The 16903-nt window shown below is 60.5% G+C and carries 15 protein-coding genes; 6 read left to right on the top strand and 9 right to left on the bottom strand.

From position 1 onward, the window contains the following. The first annotated feature begins 14 nt into the window (after window positions 1-14). From mdtD to yccS, 4 genes are all read left to right on the top strand, one after another. Window positions 15-1442 carry a multidrug transporter subunit MdtD gene (gene mdtD / locus AC06G5_RS28160; protein ID WP_480458617.1) on the top strand — a complete coding sequence of 476 codons (1428 nt, stop codon included), beginning with the start codon at window positions 15-17 and terminating at the stop codon, window positions 1440-1442. A gap of 105 nt (window positions 1443-1547) precedes the next feature. Next, the gene (gene dbpA / locus AC06G5_RS28165) at window positions 1548-2885 is read left to right on the top strand and encodes an ATP-dependent RNA helicase DbpA (RefSeq protein ID WP_230853210.1); all 1338 of its coding nucleotides are present in this window, start codon (window positions 1548-1550) and stop codon (window positions 2883-2885) included. Window positions 2886-3036: 151 nt separating this feature from the next. Continuing rightward, window positions 3037-4215 (top strand): BaiN/RdsA family NAD(P)/FAD-dependent oxidoreductase, encoded by a 1179-nt coding sequence (locus AC06G5_RS28170; protein WP_413426395.1) that lies wholly within the window; start codon window positions 3037-3039, stop codon window positions 4213-4215. 241 nt (window positions 4216-4456) lie between these two features. Beyond that, complete coding sequence (gene yccS, locus AC06G5_RS28175; protein ID WP_413426393.1) at window positions 4457-6640, top strand: YccS family putative transporter; 2184 nt, start codon at window positions 4457-4459, stop codon at window positions 6638-6640. 138 nt (window positions 6641-6778) lie between these two features. Here the strand turns inward: yccS and AC06G5_RS28180 are convergent, their stop codons facing one another. Continuing rightward, entirely contained in the window at window positions 6779-7516 is a 738-nt protein-coding gene (locus AC06G5_RS28180; RefSeq protein WP_413426391.1) for a substrate-binding periplasmic protein, read from the bottom strand. A gap of 257 nt (window positions 7517-7773) precedes the next feature. Between AC06G5_RS28180 and AC06G5_RS28185 the strand changes: the two genes are divergently transcribed. Then, a complete protein-coding gene (locus AC06G5_RS28185; protein ID WP_413426389.1) occupies window positions 7774-8226 on the top strand; it encodes a GNAT family N-acetyltransferase in 453 nt (150 codons plus the stop codon). A 140-nt stretch (window positions 8227-8366) separates the two neighbouring features. On the opposite strand, the gene AC06G5_RS28190 is transcribed toward AC06G5_RS28185, so the two are convergent. Genes AC06G5_RS28190 through AC06G5_RS28200 form a run of 3 tightly spaced genes read right to left on the bottom strand, consistent with a single transcriptional unit; the run spans window position 8367 to window position 11358 of the window. Further along, window positions 8367-8663: a winged helix-turn-helix domain-containing protein gene (locus AC06G5_RS28190; protein ID WP_008033286.1), complete on the bottom strand. Its 297-nt coding sequence runs from the start codon at window positions 8661-8663 to the stop codon at window positions 8367-8369. Window positions 8664-8700: 37 nt separating this feature from the next. After that, entirely contained in the window at window positions 8701-9189 is a 489-nt protein-coding gene (locus AC06G5_RS28195) for a M48 metallopeptidase family protein (RefSeq protein WP_413426387.1), read from the bottom strand. A gap of 45 nt (window positions 9190-9234) precedes the next feature. Continuing rightward, window positions 9235-11358: a putative bifunctional diguanylate cyclase/phosphodiesterase gene (locus AC06G5_RS28200; RefSeq protein ID WP_413426385.1), complete on the bottom strand. Its 2124-nt coding sequence runs from the start codon at window positions 11356-11358 to the stop codon at window positions 9235-9237. A 323-nt stretch (window positions 11359-11681) separates the two neighbouring features. Here AC06G5_RS28200 and AC06G5_RS28205 point away from each other — a divergent pair, with 323 nt between their 5' ends. Then, window positions 11682-12350, top strand: coding sequence for a polysaccharide lyase family 7 protein (locus AC06G5_RS28205; RefSeq protein WP_413426383.1), 669 nt, complete (start codon window positions 11682-11684; stop codon window positions 12348-12350). 207 nt (window positions 12351-12557) lie between these two features. On the opposite strand, the gene fba is transcribed toward AC06G5_RS28205, so the two are convergent. The 5 genes from fba to epd form a co-directional block, all read right to left on the bottom strand. Then, window positions 12558-13622, bottom strand: coding sequence for a class II fructose-bisphosphate aldolase (fba, locus tag AC06G5_RS28210; protein WP_007981624.1), 1065 nt, complete (start codon window positions 13620-13622; stop codon window positions 12558-12560). Between the two features lie 268 nt (window positions 13623-13890). Then, window positions 13891-14223 (bottom strand): MliC family protein, encoded by a 333-nt coding sequence (locus AC06G5_RS28215; RefSeq protein ID WP_413426380.1) that lies wholly within the window; start codon window positions 14221-14223, stop codon window positions 13891-13893. Window positions 14224-14279: 56 nt separating this feature from the next. Then, complete coding sequence (locus AC06G5_RS28220; RefSeq protein ID WP_008019897.1) at window positions 14280-14501, bottom strand: hypothetical protein; 222 nt, start codon at window positions 14499-14501, stop codon at window positions 14280-14282. 35 nt (window positions 14502-14536) lie between these two features. Beyond that, window positions 14537-15700, bottom strand: a complete 1164-nt coding sequence (locus tag AC06G5_RS28225; RefSeq protein ID WP_413426378.1) for a phosphoglycerate kinase — start codon at window positions 15698-15700, stop codon at window positions 14537-14539. A gap of 24 nt (window positions 15701-15724) precedes the next feature. Then, window positions 15725-16783, bottom strand: a complete 1059-nt coding sequence (gene epd / locus AC06G5_RS28230; protein WP_008019900.1) for an erythrose-4-phosphate dehydrogenase — start codon at window positions 16781-16783, stop codon at window positions 15725-15727. Window positions 16784-16903 lie beyond the last annotated feature (120 nt).

A 16903-nucleotide genomic window follows, 5' to 3' on the forward strand; every position in this document is an offset into this window, starting at 1 on the left:
CCACAAGAGGTCCCATGCCCAACCGCCCGCCTCTCGACGCCGTCACCGCCCGCTGGGTGCCGTGGGTCGTCGCCATCGCGTTTTTCATGCAGTCCCTCGACGGGACGATTCTCAACACTGCCCTGCCGGCCATGGCCCGCGACTTGGCCGAAGACCCATTGCGCATGCAGGGTGTGATCATCGCCTACATGCTCACGGTCGCCTTGCTGATTCCCGCTTCAGGCTGGATTGCCGATCGCTTCGGCACCCGGAAAATCTTCTTCGGCGCGATCCTGCTGTTCAGCCTTGGCTCGTTGCTCTGCGCGCTGTCGACCAGCTTGAGCCTGTTGATCGGTGCCCGGGTGATCCAGGGCCTGGGTGGCGCGTTGATGCTACCGGTCGGGCGGCTGGTGGTGTTGCGTGCCTACCCGCGCTCGGAGCTGGTGCGGATCATGGGCTTCATCACCATTCCCGGACTGCTCGGCCCGTTGATCGGCCCGACCATGGGCGGCTGGATGGTGCAATACCTGACCTGGCACTGGATCTTCCTGATCAACCTGCCGGTGGGTGTGGTCGGTTGCTACGCCGTGTGGAAATTCATCCCGGACCTGCGCGGTACCGAGCGCACCCGTTTCGATAGCCTGGGCTTTGTGTTGTTCGGCGCGGCGATGATCCTGATCACCATCGCCATGGAAGGCCTGGGCGAGTTGCACCTGCCGCACCTGCGGGTGATGTTGCTGCTGTTCGGCGGCATGGCTTGCCTGGCGGCATACTGGCTGCGCGCCGGGCATGTCGAGAATCCGCTGTTTGCGCCGTCGCTGTTCAAGACCCGGACCTTTGCCGTGGGCATTCTCGGCAACCTGTTCGCCCGCCTCGGCAGCGGCGCCCTGCCCTTTCTGGTGCCGTTGTTGCTGCAAGTGGCGCTGGGTTACTCGCCGTCCCAGGCCGGGATGAGCATGCTGCCGCTGGCGGCGGCGGCGATGATCGCCAAGTGGGTCGCGCGGCCACTGATCGAGCGTCTGGGCTACCGCATCGTGCTCACCGGCAACACCCTGGCGCTGGGGATCATGCTGGCCACCATGGGCCTGGTCAGCGAGCAGACGCCGTACTGGCTGCTGCTATGCCTGCTGGCGATCCTTGGCGCGATCAACTCCTTGCAGTTCACCGCGATGAACACCGTGACCCTGATCGACCTCGACGATGCCAGCGCCAGCAGCGGCAACAGCCTGCTGTCGGTGGTCGCGCAATTGTCCCTGAGCCTGGGGGTTGCGTGTGCGGGCGCGCTGCTCGGTGGCTTTACGGCGGAGATTGGCAACGACGGGGTAGACACGGTCCTGGGAGCCTTCCAGCTGACATTTGTGACCGTCGGAATCATGGCCATGCTGGCCGCGACTATCTTCTCGCAACTGTCAAAGAATGACGGACGGCGAGTCAAACGTCCGGAAGAACACATAGAGCCTTAGGGCGAATGGCCATCGGACTGGTACACTGCGCGACATTTTGTTTTGCAGGCCAGTCCCGTGACCACCATCGCCACCGAATTTAATACTTTGCCGCTGTCCGCCGCCATGCTGGCTAACCTGGACTCCCTCGGTTATGCCCAGATGACGCCGATCCAGGCGCAAAGCTTGCCGGTGATCCTCAAGGGGATGGACCTGATCGCCCAGGCCAAGACCGGCAGCGGCAAGACCGCCGCGTTCGGCATCGGCCTGCTGAACCCGATCAATCCGCGCTACTTCGGTTGCCAGGCGCTGATCCTGTGCCCGACCCGCGAACTGGCTGACCAGGTCGCCAAGGAAATCCGTCGCCTGGCCCGTGCCGAAGACAACATCAAGGTCCTGACCCTGTGCGGCGGCGTGTCCCTCGGCCCGCAGATCGCTTCGCTGGAACACGGCGCGCACATCATCGTCGGCACCCCGGGGCGCATCCAGCAGCACCTGCGCAAGGGTTCGCTGGTGCTTCACGGCCTCAACACGCTGATCCTCGACGAAGCCGACCGCATGCTCGACATGGGTTTCTACGACTCCATCGAAGAAATCATCATGCAGGCCCCGGAGCGTCGCCAGACCCTGCTGTTCTCTGCCACCTACCCGGTCGGCATCAAGCAGCTGGCCTCGAAGTTCATGCGCAATCCGCAGCAGGTCAAGGCCGAAGCGTTCCACGACGACACGCAGATCGAGCAACGCTTCTACGAAATTTCCCCGGATGACCGCATGAGTGCGGTGACCAAGGTGCTTGGTCACTTCCGCCCGGCGTCCTGCGTGGCCTTCTGCTTCACCAAGCAACAGGTTCAGGAAACCGTCGATCACCTGACCGCCAAAGGCATTTCCGCCGTTGGCCTGCACGGCGATCTGGAACAGCGTGACCGCGACCAGGTGCTGGCGATGTTCGCCAACCGCAGTACTTCGGTACTGGTCGCCACCGACGTCGCCGCCCGCGGCCTCGACATCGACTCGCTGGACATGGTGATCAACGTTGAGCTGGCCCGTGATTCGGAAATCCACATCCACCGCGTGGGCCGTACCGGTCGTGCCGGCGAGAAAGGCCTGGCCATCAGCCTGGTCGCGCCGTCCGAAGCGCAGCGTGCACAAGCCATTGAACAACTGCAGAAGACGCCGTTGACCTGGGATCAGGTGGACAACCTCACCTCCAAGGGCGGCGGCCCGCTGCTGCCGCAGATGAGCACCCTGTGCATCGCTGCCGGCCGTAAGGACAAGGTTCGTCCGGGCGACATTCTTGGCGCACTGACCGGTGACGCCGGCATCCCCGGTGCCCAGGTCGGCAAGATCGCGATTTTCGACTTCCAGGCCTACGTGGCCGTGGAGCGCGGCGTCGCCAAGCAGGCCTTGCAGCGCCTGAACGACGGCAAGATCAAGGGCCGTTCGTTGCGCGTGCGCATCCTGTAACAACACGCCCCCCCTGTAGGAGCGAGCATGCTCGCGATGGACGATGAAACACCGCTGGGCATCAGACAGCCAGCGTTATCGTTGACGACCATCGCGAGCATGCTCGCTCCTACAGGTCTGTTTTGTGGTGAGACATTTAGAGGACACCGTTTTGCGCTCTACCGAAGTCGTGATCATTGGCGCTGGCGCCGCAGGGTTGATGTGTGCACTGACCGCCGCCGGGCGCGGGCGCGAGGTGTTGCTGCTTGACCATGCCAACAAGGCCGGCAAGAAAATCCTGATGTCGGGCGGTGGCCGCTGCAATTTCACCAACATGTACACCGAGCCGGGCAACTTCCTCTCGCAGAATGCGCACTTCTGCAAATCCGCCCTGGCCCGTTACACCCAATGGGATTTCATCGGTATGGTGGCCAAGCATGGCGTGCCGTACCACGAGAAAAAACTCGGCCAGTTGTTCTGCGATAACAAGTCCAGCGACATCCTCGAAATGCTCCTCAACGAGTGCGATCAGGTCGGCGTCAGCCTGCACCTGGACACCTCGATCCAGACCATCGAGAGGCTTGAGAAGGGCTACCTGCTGGACACCACAATGGGCCAGATTACCTGCGAATCGCTAGTGATCGCCACTGGTGGTCTGTCGATCCCGACCCTGGGCGCCACCGGTTTCGGCTATCAGGTGGCCAGGCAGTTTGGCCACGAGCTGCTGCCGACCCGCGCAGGCCTGGTGCCGTTCACCATCACCGACCAGCTCAAGGCTTTGTGCACAGAGTTATCCGGTACGTCGGTGGATTGCCTGGTGAGCTGCAACGACCAGAGCTTCCGCGAGAACATCCTGTTCACCCACCGCGGCCTCAGCGGCCCGGCGATTTTGCAGATTTCGTCGTTCTGGGAGTCCGGCGATACCGTCGAGATCAACCTGCTGCCGGATCACGACGTGCCGGAGTGGCTGCAACAGCAACAGGCCGAACGCCCCAACAGCGAGTTGAAAACCCTGCTCGGGGAAATTTTCACCAAGAAGATGGCCAACCTGCTGGCGGACAACTGGTTTGTCTCCAAACCGATGAAGCAGTACACCCACGCCGAACTGGCCGATGTCGCGGAAAAACTGGCGAGTTGGAAAGTCGTGCCGGCGGGCACCGAAGGCTATCGCACCGCCGAGGTGACCCTGGGCGGCGTCAATACCAATGAAGTGTCGTCCAAGACCATGGAATCGCTGAAAAGCCCGGGGCTGTATTTCATCGGCGAAGTGCTCGACGTGACCGGACATCTGGGCGGGTTCAACTTTCAGTGGGCCTGGGCGTCAGGGTACGCGGCTGCGCAATACGTCTGACCGTACACATAACAACATGTGGGAGCGGGCTTGCTCGCGAAAGCGGACTGACAGTCAACATCTATGTTGAATGTACTGACCTCTTCGCGAGCAAGTCGAATCGTCGCACCGCCGCTCCCACATTTGTTTTATGTTGTTCGGTAAAGGAACAGATTTTGCTGTCTGATGTGATCGGCGCCATTGCGTCGGCGTCATTAGTGGCTCAATTTAGCGTCATTGCCTCGGAAGGCCTTCGCATTTCATGTCATCGACTTCATTCCGCCAGTCTCTGCGCCGCCTTTGGGCGCTGGATAAGTTCAGCTACAGCGTGCGGGTATTCATTGCCCTGACCGGCACCATGGCGCTGTGTTGGTATCAGGACGAAATGGGCCTGCTGATCCCGTTGTTCCTGGGGATTATCGCCAGCGCCCTGGCCGAAACCGACGACAGCTGGCAGGGCCGTCTCAACGCGCTGGCCGTGACGCTGGTGTGTTTCGCCGTTGCCGCCCTGTCTGTCGAACTGCTCTTCCCCTATCCCTCACTGTTTATCATCGCCTTCGCCCTCGCCGCGTTCTGCCTGACCATGCTCGGCGCCCTCGGCGAGCGCTATGGCGCGATTGCCTCGGCGACGTTGATTCTGTCGGTCTACACCATGATCGGCGTGGACCAGCGTGGCGGTGCGGTCACCGATGTCTGGCATGAGCCGGTGCTGCTGGTGGCCGGCGCTGCCTGGTACGGCCTGCTCTCGGTGTTGTGGCAGGCGCTGTTTTCCAATCAGCCGGTACAACAGAGCCTGGCGCGGTTGTTCCGCGAACTGGGCTTTTACCTGAAGTTGAAATCCTCGCTGTTCGAGCCGGTCCGGCAGATGGACGTGGAGGCGCGGCGCCTGGAACTGGCCCAGCAGAACGGCCGGGTGGTGGCGGCACTGAATGCCGCCAAGGAGATCATCCTGCACCGGGTCGGTAACGGTCGACCTGGGTCGAAAGTCAGCCGCTACCTGAAACTGTACTTCCTCGCCCAAGACATCCACGAACGTGCCAGCTCTTCGCACTACCCTTACAACGCCCTGGCCGAGGCCTTCTTCCACAGTGACGTGATGTTCCGCTGCCAGCGCCTGTTGCGCCAGCAAGGCAAAGCCTGCCGGGCCCTGGCCGAATCGATCCAGATGCGCCAGCCGTTCACCTATGACGCCGGTTTCGCCGAAGCCCTGAGCGACCTGGATGCCTCCCTCGAACACCTGCGCATCCAGAGCAACCCGGCCTGGCGCGGCTTGCTGCGCTCACTGCGGGCACTGGCGGCCAACCTCGGCACCCTCGACCGCTTGCTCAGCGATGCCAGTAACCCTGACGCCCTGGCCGACGCCACCGACAGCAGCCTGCTTGACCGTTCACCGCGCAACCTCAAGGACGTCTGGCTTCGTTTGCGCACGCAGCTGACGCCGACCTCGCTGCTGTTCCGCCATGCCCTGCGATTGCCCCTGGCACTGAGCATCGGCTACGCCATGGTGCATTTGATTCACCCGTCCCAAGGCTACTGGATCATCCTCACTACGCTGTTCGTCTGCCAACCGAACTACGGCGCCACCCGCCGCAAACTCGGTCAACGGATCATCGGCACCGCCATCGGCCTGACCCTGGCCTGGGCGCTGTTCGACCTGTTCCCGAACCCGCTGATCCAGTCGTGTTTCGCCATTGCCGCCGGGGTGGTGTTCTTTACCAACCGCACCACCCGCTACACCCTGGCGACGGCAGCAATCACCTTGATGGTGCTGTTCTGCTTCAACCAGGTGGGTGACGGTTACGGGCTGTTCCTGCCACGGTTGTTCGATACCTTGCTCGGCAGCCTGATCGCCGGGTTGGCGGTGTTTCTGTTCCTGCCGGACTGGCAGGGGCGGCGCCTGAACAAAGTGCTGGCCAACACCCTGGCCTGCAACAGCATTTACCTGCGCCAGATCATGCAGCAATACGCGGCGGGCAAAAGCGACGACCTGGCCTACCGCCTGGCCCGCCGCAACGCGCACAACGCCGACGCGGCGCTGTCGACCACACTGGCCAACATGCTGATGGAGCCCGGGCATTTCCGAAAGGAGGCGGATGTGGGCTTTCGCTTCCTGGTGCTGTCGCACACGCTACTCAGTTACCTGTCGGGCCTGGGCGCGCACCGTGAAACCCAACTTCCGGCGGGCGTGCATGAGCACTTGATCGAGGGCGCCGGGGTGAAACTGGCCGCCAGCATCGACGAGATCGCCCAAGGGCTGGCGAGCAAGTCTTCGATCGCGATTCAGAGCGATGAAGAGGAAGCACTGGCCAATGAACTGGAACAGATGCCTGATGAAATCGATGAAGGCCAGCGGCTGGTGCAGACGCAACTGGCACTGATTTGCCGTCAGCTCGGACCGTTGCGGACATTGGCGGCGCATCTGATCAAGGACACCAGCGAAGATTGAGACTTGTGGTGTCTGGGCGGGCCCCTTCGCGGGCAAGCCCGCTCCCACATTGGTTATGTGAACGACGAAATCTGGTGTGGGAGCGGGCTTGCTCGCGAAGAGGCCACCAGCAACAACACAGAATCCGGATCAACTCACTTACATCCCGTGCTGTTTCATCAACTTTTCATAACTCCCGTCCGCCTTCATGGCCGCGATCTCGCGGTCGAAACCGGCGACGATCTGCTCATGCTGCGGATTCTTCAGGCTGACCAGAATGTGCAGGCTGTTCTCGCTCAAAGCCTTGGGCAGGAACTCCACGGCGTTGCGTACCTTGGGTGACTCGCGGGCCAGGTAGTAGCGGGCAACGTACTCATCTTCCAGCGTCAGTTTGACCCGGTCGGCCGCGACCATGCGCACTGCCATGGCGAAGCTGTGCACCGGGACTTTCTGCAATGAGTCGTCCTTGTCGAACTCGGGCGAATAGGCGTAACCGCGCACGATGGCAATCGGATAGGTGTGCAATTGCTGCAGGTTGTTGAACTCGATGGGCACGTCTTTGCGCTTGAGAAAGCGTACGCGATTGAGCAGGTACTCGCCGGAAAACTGGCCGAGTCTTGTACGCTCGTCGTTGTACCAGGCGTTTACCAGCACGTCGTATCGGCCCTCGCCCAATCCCATCAAGGCCCGTGCCCAGGGCACCTGTTCGAACTCACTGGCATAGCCGGCCCTGGCGAGCGCGGTACTGACAATGTCCGTGGCCAGACCACCGTTGACGAGCGTGGAATCGGTAAAGGGGGGCCAGGCATCAGCGACCAGCCGCAGTTTTTCTGCCGCCGCTCCCTGAACCAGCAACAGCAATCCAATCAAGGCAAAAGCTCGATGCAATCGCGGCATGCTAGAAAATCCTTAGCGGGCGGATTGCCCGGCGTGTTTTCAGCCAAAACCCCAAGGCCCCGTACCGGCAAGACCCGGGTGCTAAACATTAGCTCATCGAAGCCACAGCACAGCGCTTCGATCCAGATTACACAAAGAAGACATCCGCGCGAGAAATGAATGATGGCATTTTGGCCTATGTCACAGATTCTTCCGCCATAAAGACTTCTGACGTGAGTGCGCTTAGTATCGGAACGACGTTTTCAGGGAATCAAAACATGACAGTCGACTGGATCTGCAAACACCACAGCGACCTGGGCAAGGAGCAGCTGTACGCCATTTTGCAGCTGCGTGCAGAAGTGTTCGTCGTCGAGCAGCAATGCGCTTATCAAGATGTGGATGGCCAGGACCTGGAAGGTGACACTTGCCACTTGATGGCCTGGGACAGCAATCAACTTGTAGCCTACCTGCGGCTGCTCGACCCGGAACTGCAAGGCGGGGACGTAGTGATCGGTCGGGTGATCATTGCTCCCCACGCACGAGGCGCCGGGCTTGGACATGAGTTGATGGAGCAGGCGTTGAAGCAGATTGAAGAACGCTGGCCGGAAACGCCGATCTACCTCTCGGCCCAGGCGCATTTGCAGGGGTATTACGGGCGGTACGGGTTTGTCGTGACGGGCGAGGAATATGTGGAAGATGGCATTCCGCACATAGGGATGCGCCGTCCGTAAGGGCCTCTTCGTCGGAACGCCGCCCGGAGCAAGCCCGCTCCCACATTTGATATCTATCGCACACAAAACCTGTGTTCGCTGCTGATCTAATGTGGGAGCGGGCTTGCTCGCGAAGGCGTCAGTCAAACCACTGAAAGACTTCAGGGATACTCCAGCACCGCCTTGATCTGCCGCAGGTTACGCTCGATCCACCCGCGATCGATCGCACCCCACTCGCGAATCCGATAGCGCCCCGCATGGTTGCGCGCGCCTTCTTCCTGCTCGAATTCACAAACGATATCCAAATCCGCCAACGCCGCAATGGTGTCCTGTGCCGTGCGCCGGGGCATACCGGTGACATCGGTCAGCGCCGGGACGCTGCTGGCCAGCCCGCTGTCGATCAGGTACGCCACGTACAACCGGCGATAGAAGCTGCTCTTGGTCTTGCTTACGTCCATCCAATGCTCCTTATAAGATCGCAGCCTGCGGTAGCGCCTACAAATCCCGCCACGTCAGGTACACCCGCACATCGAATTCCACCTGGTGATAACCCGGCAGCATGTGCTCGCACAGTTTGTAGAACGCCTTGTTGTGGTCCGACTCCTTGAAGTGCGCCAGCTCATGCACCACGATCATTTTCAGGAACTCGGACGGCGCCTCCTTGAACAGCGAAGCGATGCGGATTTCCTTCTTGGCCTTGAGCTTGCCGCCTTGCACCCGGGAGATTGTGGTGTGCAGGCCGAGGGCACGGTGGGTCAGGTCCAGACGGTTGTCGAACAGCACCTTGTCGATGGCCGGAGCATTACGCAGGAACTCCTGCTTGAGGTCCAGGGCATAGGTGTACAGCGCCTTGTCACTCTGCACCCCATGCTTTTGCGGGTAACGCTGGCTCAGGTAATCGCCCAGCCGACCGTCGGCGATCAGCTGGCGCACCTGAGCCTGCAAGGTAGCAGGATAGGCCTGGAGATATTTCAACACGGTCATCGGGGCGGCAATACACGTCACTAAAAGGTCGCCAGTGTAGCGAATTCAGCAGGGTAACGCGCTCCAGTCAAACGGCTGGACAAACCGTCCGGTGTCTTCGGCCATCATCGGCCTGGCCACCAGGAAGCCTTGCACATATTCACAGCCATTGGCCTTCAACCATTCATACTGCGCGACGGTTTCCACCCCTTCGGCAATCACCAGCATCCCGAACTGTTTGCACAGGTCGATCACACTGCGCACCAGCGCCGCATCCCGTACCGACTCCGGCAACCGGGCGATCAGATGCCGGTCGATCTTGAGGGTATCCAGCTCCAGGTCGCGCAAGTGCGACAGGGAACACGGTCCGGCCCCGAAGTCATCCAATGCCACGCGTACGCCCAGATTGTGCAGCAGACGCAATTGCTTGCGGGTTTCTTCGGGGTTGCGCATCAAGGCCTCTTCCGTGACCTCGACTTCCAGATGATGCGGTTGCAAGCCATGACGCTCCAGCACCTGGCGCAACTCAGTGACCAGGTTGGGCATGCCGAACTGCGTACTGCTCAAACTGACGCCGAGCACCAGGTCCTCGGTAAACAGGGATTCCCAGGCTTTGCGTTGCCCGGCGCTGCGATGATAGATCCAGCTCCCCAGACGACTGATCAGCCGCGCCTCTTCCAGCAGCGGCAAAAACAGCCCCGGGGGGACATCGCCAACGCTCGGATGCTGCCAGCGCAACAAGGCCTCGAAGCCACGAATCCGCCCGTCGGCAATCGCAACCTGAGGCTGATACACCAGATTGAAATCCCGGTTCTCGATGGCTGTGCGCACACTTTCTTCCAGCATCAACCGCGTACGCGCCCGACCGTTCATATCGTGATCGTAGAAGCGATATTGCTGGCGACCGGCACGCTTGGCTTCGTACATGGCGATGTCGGCCGCACGCAGCATCCCGTCGAGATTGGCACCACAATCAGGGAATGTGGCGATGCCGATGCTGGCACCCAGGGCGATATCGAGGCCGTCGATCTGCTGACAGATCGACACTCGCTCGATGAGCTTCTCGGCAATCTTCGCCGCCTGCTCGGGGAACTCCAGATCCAGCAGCGCGGTGAATTCGTCGCCGCCCATCCGCGCCAGAATGTCGAAGGGTCGCAGGCAGGCCTTCAACTGTTCGGAGACCCAACGCAACACCCGATCGCCGGCATCGTGCCCGAGCGAATCATTGACGCGCTTGAAGCCGTCGAGGTCCAGGTACATCAAGACCCATGCACTGTCGGAACGCTCACCGCGCAACAGCAGGTTCTCTACGGTCTGGTAAAAACCCCGGCGGTTGAGCAACCCGGTCAGCGGATCGGTGACCGCCTGAAATTCCAGCTGCTGATGCAGATGACGCACCACCGACATGTCCAGCACGGTCACTACCATCGCATGTTGCTCGGCAGGCAACGGTGCGCAGGACAAGGCTACAGGCACCTGCTGGCCGGGCGCCGTACGCAGCAGGGCATCGTGCAGGCGCAGGGTTTCACCGCGTTTGTATCCGGCCAGCAACTCGGAATCGGCCCAGATCGGGATATGCGGTTTTTGCAGGTAGTCCAGAAACTCCTTGCCTTGCAGTTCCTGCACCGTGGCATTGAGCAGCCGCGACATGGCCGGATTGGCAAAACGAATCAGACCGTCCTCACCCAATACCAGAATGCCTTCGGCGGCGTTATCCAGCACCGACGCATTAAAGGCACGAGCGGATTCCAGATCATGACTCAGGCGCTGCAAGGCCCGGCGATTTCGCTGGTGTTCGAGCAATGCCTGGACCTTGGGCGTGAAGATCTGCGGGTCAAACGGCTTGAACAGGTAATCCACCGCACCGCTGGCATAGCCCTTGATCACCGCGTCCAGGGACTGTTCGTTGGCGGTCAGGAAAATGATCGGCGTGAGACGGGTCCGCTGGCTACCGCGCATCAGGCGCGCGACTTCATAACCATCCATGCCCGGCATCTGCACGTCCAGCAGCACCAGGTCGATATCGTGTTCAAGCAACAAGCCGAGGGCCTCGAAGCCCGAGGCGGCAGTAATGACCCGCCAGTCCTGGCGCTGTAACAACGCGCGCATGCTGATCAGGTTTTCGGGGTAATCGTCGACGACTAAAAGGGTTGAGCCGCCTTCTACTGGCGTGGGTTGCGCGCATTCCATGCTGCTTCTCTTATTGCGGGGCGTCAGACCGGTTTCTCGTGAAAACCGGACAAATACTGTGCTTTCACTCTAGACCCGGTTCTGCAAAAGCAGAAGGTGTCAGTGAGCCATCATTTAATCATAGTGTCTTTTTACCGACTAACGGTCGATGGTTCAGGCGATGGAAACCGGGAAAGATGGCGTTTCGACAGGATGTTGACGTCAGCCACCCGTCAGACAGGCGTTAACAAAATCTCCCGCTACGCTTATAAAGGCCGCCCCCGAAGGTGCGGGCTAGAGCTTCTGGCACGTCCGTGCAGCATGAATCAAGTGGAAGAACCGACATGATCGATCTTGCAACCTGGAACCTCAGCGTCCCCGTCGGCAGCCCGCCGTACACCGTTGAAACCTCCAAGCTGGTGAATGGCTTCAAGGATCAATACTTCCATTCCGACACCGGCACCTTGTTTTTCTGGTCGCCCGTGACCGGTTCCCGTACCGAAAACGCGATTTATCCACGCACCGAACTGCGTGAAACCTACAGCAACGGCACACTGAAAAACTGGTACTACCCGGACGCCGACAACTTGTTGCATGCCACTTTGGCCGTTAACCAGGTGCCCAGTTCCGGGAAAATCGTCATCGGCCAGATTCATGCCTATCAAAGCCAGAAACCGCTGGTGAAGGTCGAATACCAATACAAGACAAGTACAGCCACCGGCAACATCGTCGCCAAGGTCCGGATGCATCCGGATGACGATGAGGGTCGGGTGATCATTGTTGCGACGGGGGTGAAACTCGATCAGCAGTTCAACTATCTCATTCACCTCAGCCCCGGTGGCGCCTTGGGCATCAGCGCGGCGGGCTATAACTGGGATACGCAAATCAGCACAACCTGGCGCGACAAACCGCTGTACTTCAAGGCCGGGGTCTATGTGCAGGACAACACCGGGTACACCACTGAAGGCGGGAAAGTGACCTTCAGCAAGCTGGATATCGATCACAACAATTGATATCGAGGCACTGTTGACCTTGTGGGAGCGGGCTTGCTCCGGGCGGCGTTCCGACGAAGGCGTAGTGTCAGACGACATTAATGTTGAATGACACACCGCTTTCGCGAGCAAGCCCGCTCCCACACTGTCCGCGTCGACCATGGATCTTCGCCCATAAAAAACCCGCCTGTCTCGGCGGGTTTTTTATGGGGCTCAAACGCGAAAGGCTTAGTTGACCTTGGCGTTCAACTCACCTTTCAGGTAACGCTGATACATGCCTTCCAGCGAGATCGCCTTGATCTTCGAAGCGTTGCCGGCAGTACCGAAGGCTTCGTAGCGAGCGATGCACACGTCGCGCATGGCGGTCACGGTGGCGCCGAAGAATTTACGCGGGTCGAATTCGCTCGGGTTGGTGGCCATCAGGCGACGCATTGCGCCAGTGGATGCCAGGCGCAGGTCGGTGTCGATGTTGACCTTGCGCACGCCGTGCTTGATGCCTTCGACGATTTCTTCAACCGGTACGCCGTAGGTTTCCTTGATGTCGCCGCCGTACTGGTTGATGATCGCCAGCCACTCTTGCGGAACCGAAGACGAACCGTGCATCACCAGGTGAGTGTTCGGAATGCGCTTGTGGATTTCCTTGATGCGGTCGATCGCCAGCACGTCGCCGGTAGGCGGCTTGGTGAACTTGTAGGCGCCGTGGCTGGTGCCGATGGCGATGGCCAGGGCATCAACCTGAGTGCGTTTTACGAAGTCAGCGGCTTCTTCCGGGTCGGTCAGCATCTGGCTGTGATCCAGAACGCCTTCGGCGCCGATGCCGTCTTCTTCACCGGCCATGCCGGTTTCCAGCGAACCCAGGCAGCCCAGCTCGCCTTCTACCGAAACGCCACAGGCGTGAGCCATGGCCACGGTCTGCTGGGTCACACGGACGTTGTAGTCGTAGTCGGTCGGGGTCTTGCCGTCTTCACCCAGGGAGCCGTCCATCATCACCGAGCTGAAGCCCAGCTGGATGGAGCGCTGGCAGACGTCAGGGCTGGTGCCGTGGTCCTGGTGCATGCACACCGGAATGTGCGGGAATTCTTCGATGGCTGCCAGGATCAGGTGACGCAGGAACGGTGCACCGGCGTATTTGCGAGCACCGGCCGAAGCCTGGACGATCACCGGGGAGTCAGTCTTGTCAGCGGCTTCCATGATGGCGCGCATCTGCTCAAGGTTGTTGACGTTGAAGGCTGGAACGCCGTAGCCGAACTCGGCTGCGTGGTCCAGCATCTGGCGCATGCTGATAAGTGCCATTGTATGTATCTCTCCCGGTTGAGGGTCGTTAATCGTGCCAGCCTGCCGGAGCGGCGGCGGCTATTCAAGTTATTGCAGATCGGGGGTTAAGCCCGGGCTGCGAATTTGGTGTTGCATCAATCTTAATCACAACACAAAACAACTGTGGGAGCGGCGGTGCGACGTTTCGACTTGCTCGCGAATGCGATTTAACATTCGACATTCATGCAAGCTGATCCACCGCTTTCGCGAGCAAGCCCGCTCCCACATGGGGTCCGTGGTGTTTCAGTTATTGCGCCTTACAACCGCGGCCAATCAAATCATTGGTGGCGACCCAGTAAACCAGGCCTTCCTCACCTTTTATGTGAAACGCCAGCATGTCATTGCTGTACAGCGAACCCGACGCACCCGGTTCCTGCTTCAAACGGTAGACCTGATCCGCACCGCCCAGGCGCACGTCGACTTCTTTGCGGCTGTCGTCGGTGTAACGCCACAGCACTTTGGCCTGGCTGTCGCAGGTCCAGGTGGTCCAGTTATCCACAGGTGCGGACGACTGGAACAGGTTCAGCTGAGCACAACCAGCCAACAGCGCCAGCGCCGTAACGGCGATAAAACCTTTCATCCGTGTCCCTCGGCTGACGGCGCACGCCGCCAGCCCTGAGTAAAGAGTCAGACCCGTCAAGGGCAGCCATGTTCCTTGGCGGGTGCCTGGGTCTCGTATTTGTCCAGGCCCTCGGGCCCGGAGCGCTTGTTGAGCACCGGGTTGGTTTCCGCCTGCCAGTCCGCCTGATAACAGCCGTTGCGTGACGCCGGCGCCTCGGGCTCCGGCGTGGCTTTCGGGCTGCTCCCGCAAGCCGCCAGTGAACCCGCGACGATCAACAGCGCTAACGTCTTGACCATGTCAACACTCCCTTGCCTGGTCAAACGGGCGACCCTCAGGCCTTGGCCCGGCTTTCCAGGACTTCGACGGCTGGCAGGACCTTGCCTTCGACGAACTCGAGGAACGCGCCACCACCGGTGGAAATGTAGGAGATCTGCTCGGCCACGCCATACTTGTCGATGGCAGCCAGGGTGTCGCCACCGCCAGCGATAGAGAACGCCGCGCTGTCCGCGATGGCCTGGGCCAACACTTTGGTGCCGTTACCGAACTGGTCGAATTCGAATACGCCAACCGGGCCGTTCCACAGGATGGTTTTCGACGATTTCAGCAGCTCGGCAAAATTCGCGGCGGTCTGCGGGCCGATGTCGAGGATCATGTCGTCGGCAGCGACGTCAGCGATCAACTTGACGGTTGCAGCGGCGCTGTCAGCGAATTCCTTGGCAACCACCACGTCCACTGGCAGCGGTACGCTGACTTTGGCGGCGATGGCGCGAGCGGTGTCGAGCAGGTCCGGCTCGTACAGCGACTTGCCGACCGGGTGACCGGCAGCGGCCAGGAAGGTGTTGGCAATGCCGCCGCCGACGATCAACTGGTCGCAGATCTGGCTCAGGCTGTTCAGTACGTCGAGTTTGGTCGACACCTTGGAGCCGGCAACAATGGCAGCCATTGGCTGGGCCGGAGCGCCCAGGGCCTTGCCCAGTGCATCCAGTTCAGCAGCCAGCAGCGGGCCGGCAGCGGCGATCTTGGCAAACTTGGCCACGCCGTGGGTCGAACCCTCGGCACGGTGCGCGGTGCCGAAGGCGTCCATCACGAACACGTCGCACAGGGCAGCATATTGCTGAGCCAGTTCGTCGGCGTTCTTTTTCTCGCCTTTGTTGAAGCGCACGTTTTCGAACAGCACGATGTCGCCGGCCTTGACGTCAACGCCGCCCAGGTAGTCGGCCACCAGCGGCACTTCGCGGCCCAGGGCGCGGCTCAGGTAGTCGGCGACTGGCTTGAGGCTGTTCTCGGCCGAGAACTCGCCTTCGGTCGGACGGCCAAGGTGCGAGCAGACCATCACGGCCGCGCCTTTTTCCAGGGCCAGCTTGATGGTCGGCAGCGAGGCCAGGATACGCGCATCGCTGGTGACAACACCGTCCTTGACTGGGACGTTGAGGTCTTCGCGGATCAATACGCGCTTACCTTGCAGATCGAGGTCGGACATCTTCAACACGGTCATGGGTCGCATTTCCTGGGTAGCTGTTTAGAGAGCAGTTTTTTTGGATGAAGCTATTTGCAGATAGTGTTCTGCAACGTCGAGCATTCGGTTGGCAAACCCCCATTCGTTGTCGAACCAGGCCAGGATGTTCACCAGCCGCGGGCCGGAAACTCGGGTCTGACTGGCATCGACGATCGCCGAATGTGGATCATGGTTGAAATCACAGCTTGCGTGAGGCAACTCGGTGTAGGCCAGCAGGCCTTTGAGCGGGCCGCTGGTGGCGGCTTCGCGCAGTATCCGGTTGACCTCGGTGGCGTCGGTCGCGGTGGCGGTCTGCATCGTGATATCGAGGCAGGACACGTTGACCGTCGGCACCCGTACGGCTTTGGCCTGAATTCGTCCGGCAAGTTCCGGCAACAGGCGTTCAATGCCACGCGCCAGACCGGTGGACACCGGAATCACCGACTGGAACGCCGAACGGGTGCGGCGCAGGTCTTCGTGGTGATAGGCATCGATGACCGGCTGATCGTTCATGGCCGAGTGGATGGTGGTGATCGACACGTAATCCAGGCCAATGGCCTGATTCAGCAGGCGCAGCAGCGGCACGCCGCAGTTGGTCGTGCAGGACGCGTTGGACACCAGCAACTCGTCGCCGGTCAGGCAATCCTGGTTCACGCCATAGACGATGGTCGCGTCGACGTCCGTCTCGCTGGCCATCGGCTGGGAAAACAACACACGCGGGGCGCCGGCGTCGAGGAAACGCTGGCCGTCTTCGCGAGTGTGATAAGCACCGGAGCACTCGAGCACCAGATCGATGCCCAGGGATGCCCAATCGATGCCTTCGGGGGTGGCACTGCGCAGGACCTTCACGCAGTCGCCATTAATATGCAGACAATCGCCGTCGACTTTCACTTCACCGGGGAACCGGCCATGGGTGGAGTCGAAGCGTGTCAGGTATTCGATACTGGCCATGTCGGCCAGATCGTTGATCGCGACAATCTCGAACCCGGCCTTGTCGCCTCGCTCGAACAACGCACGCAAGACGCAACGACCAATCCGGCCGTAGCCGTTGAGTGCAACTTTGTAGGGACGCGGTTGAGGCATGGGGTTCTCGATAGACGCAGGCAAACGAATTCTCGTTAACAACACCCTCCTGTAGGAGCGAGCTTGCTCGCGATGGACTTCAGGACAACGCGTTCATCCAGACAGCCAGCGTTATCGTTA

This window comes from Pseudomonas sp. WT-JTC, from assembly GCF_056711565.1.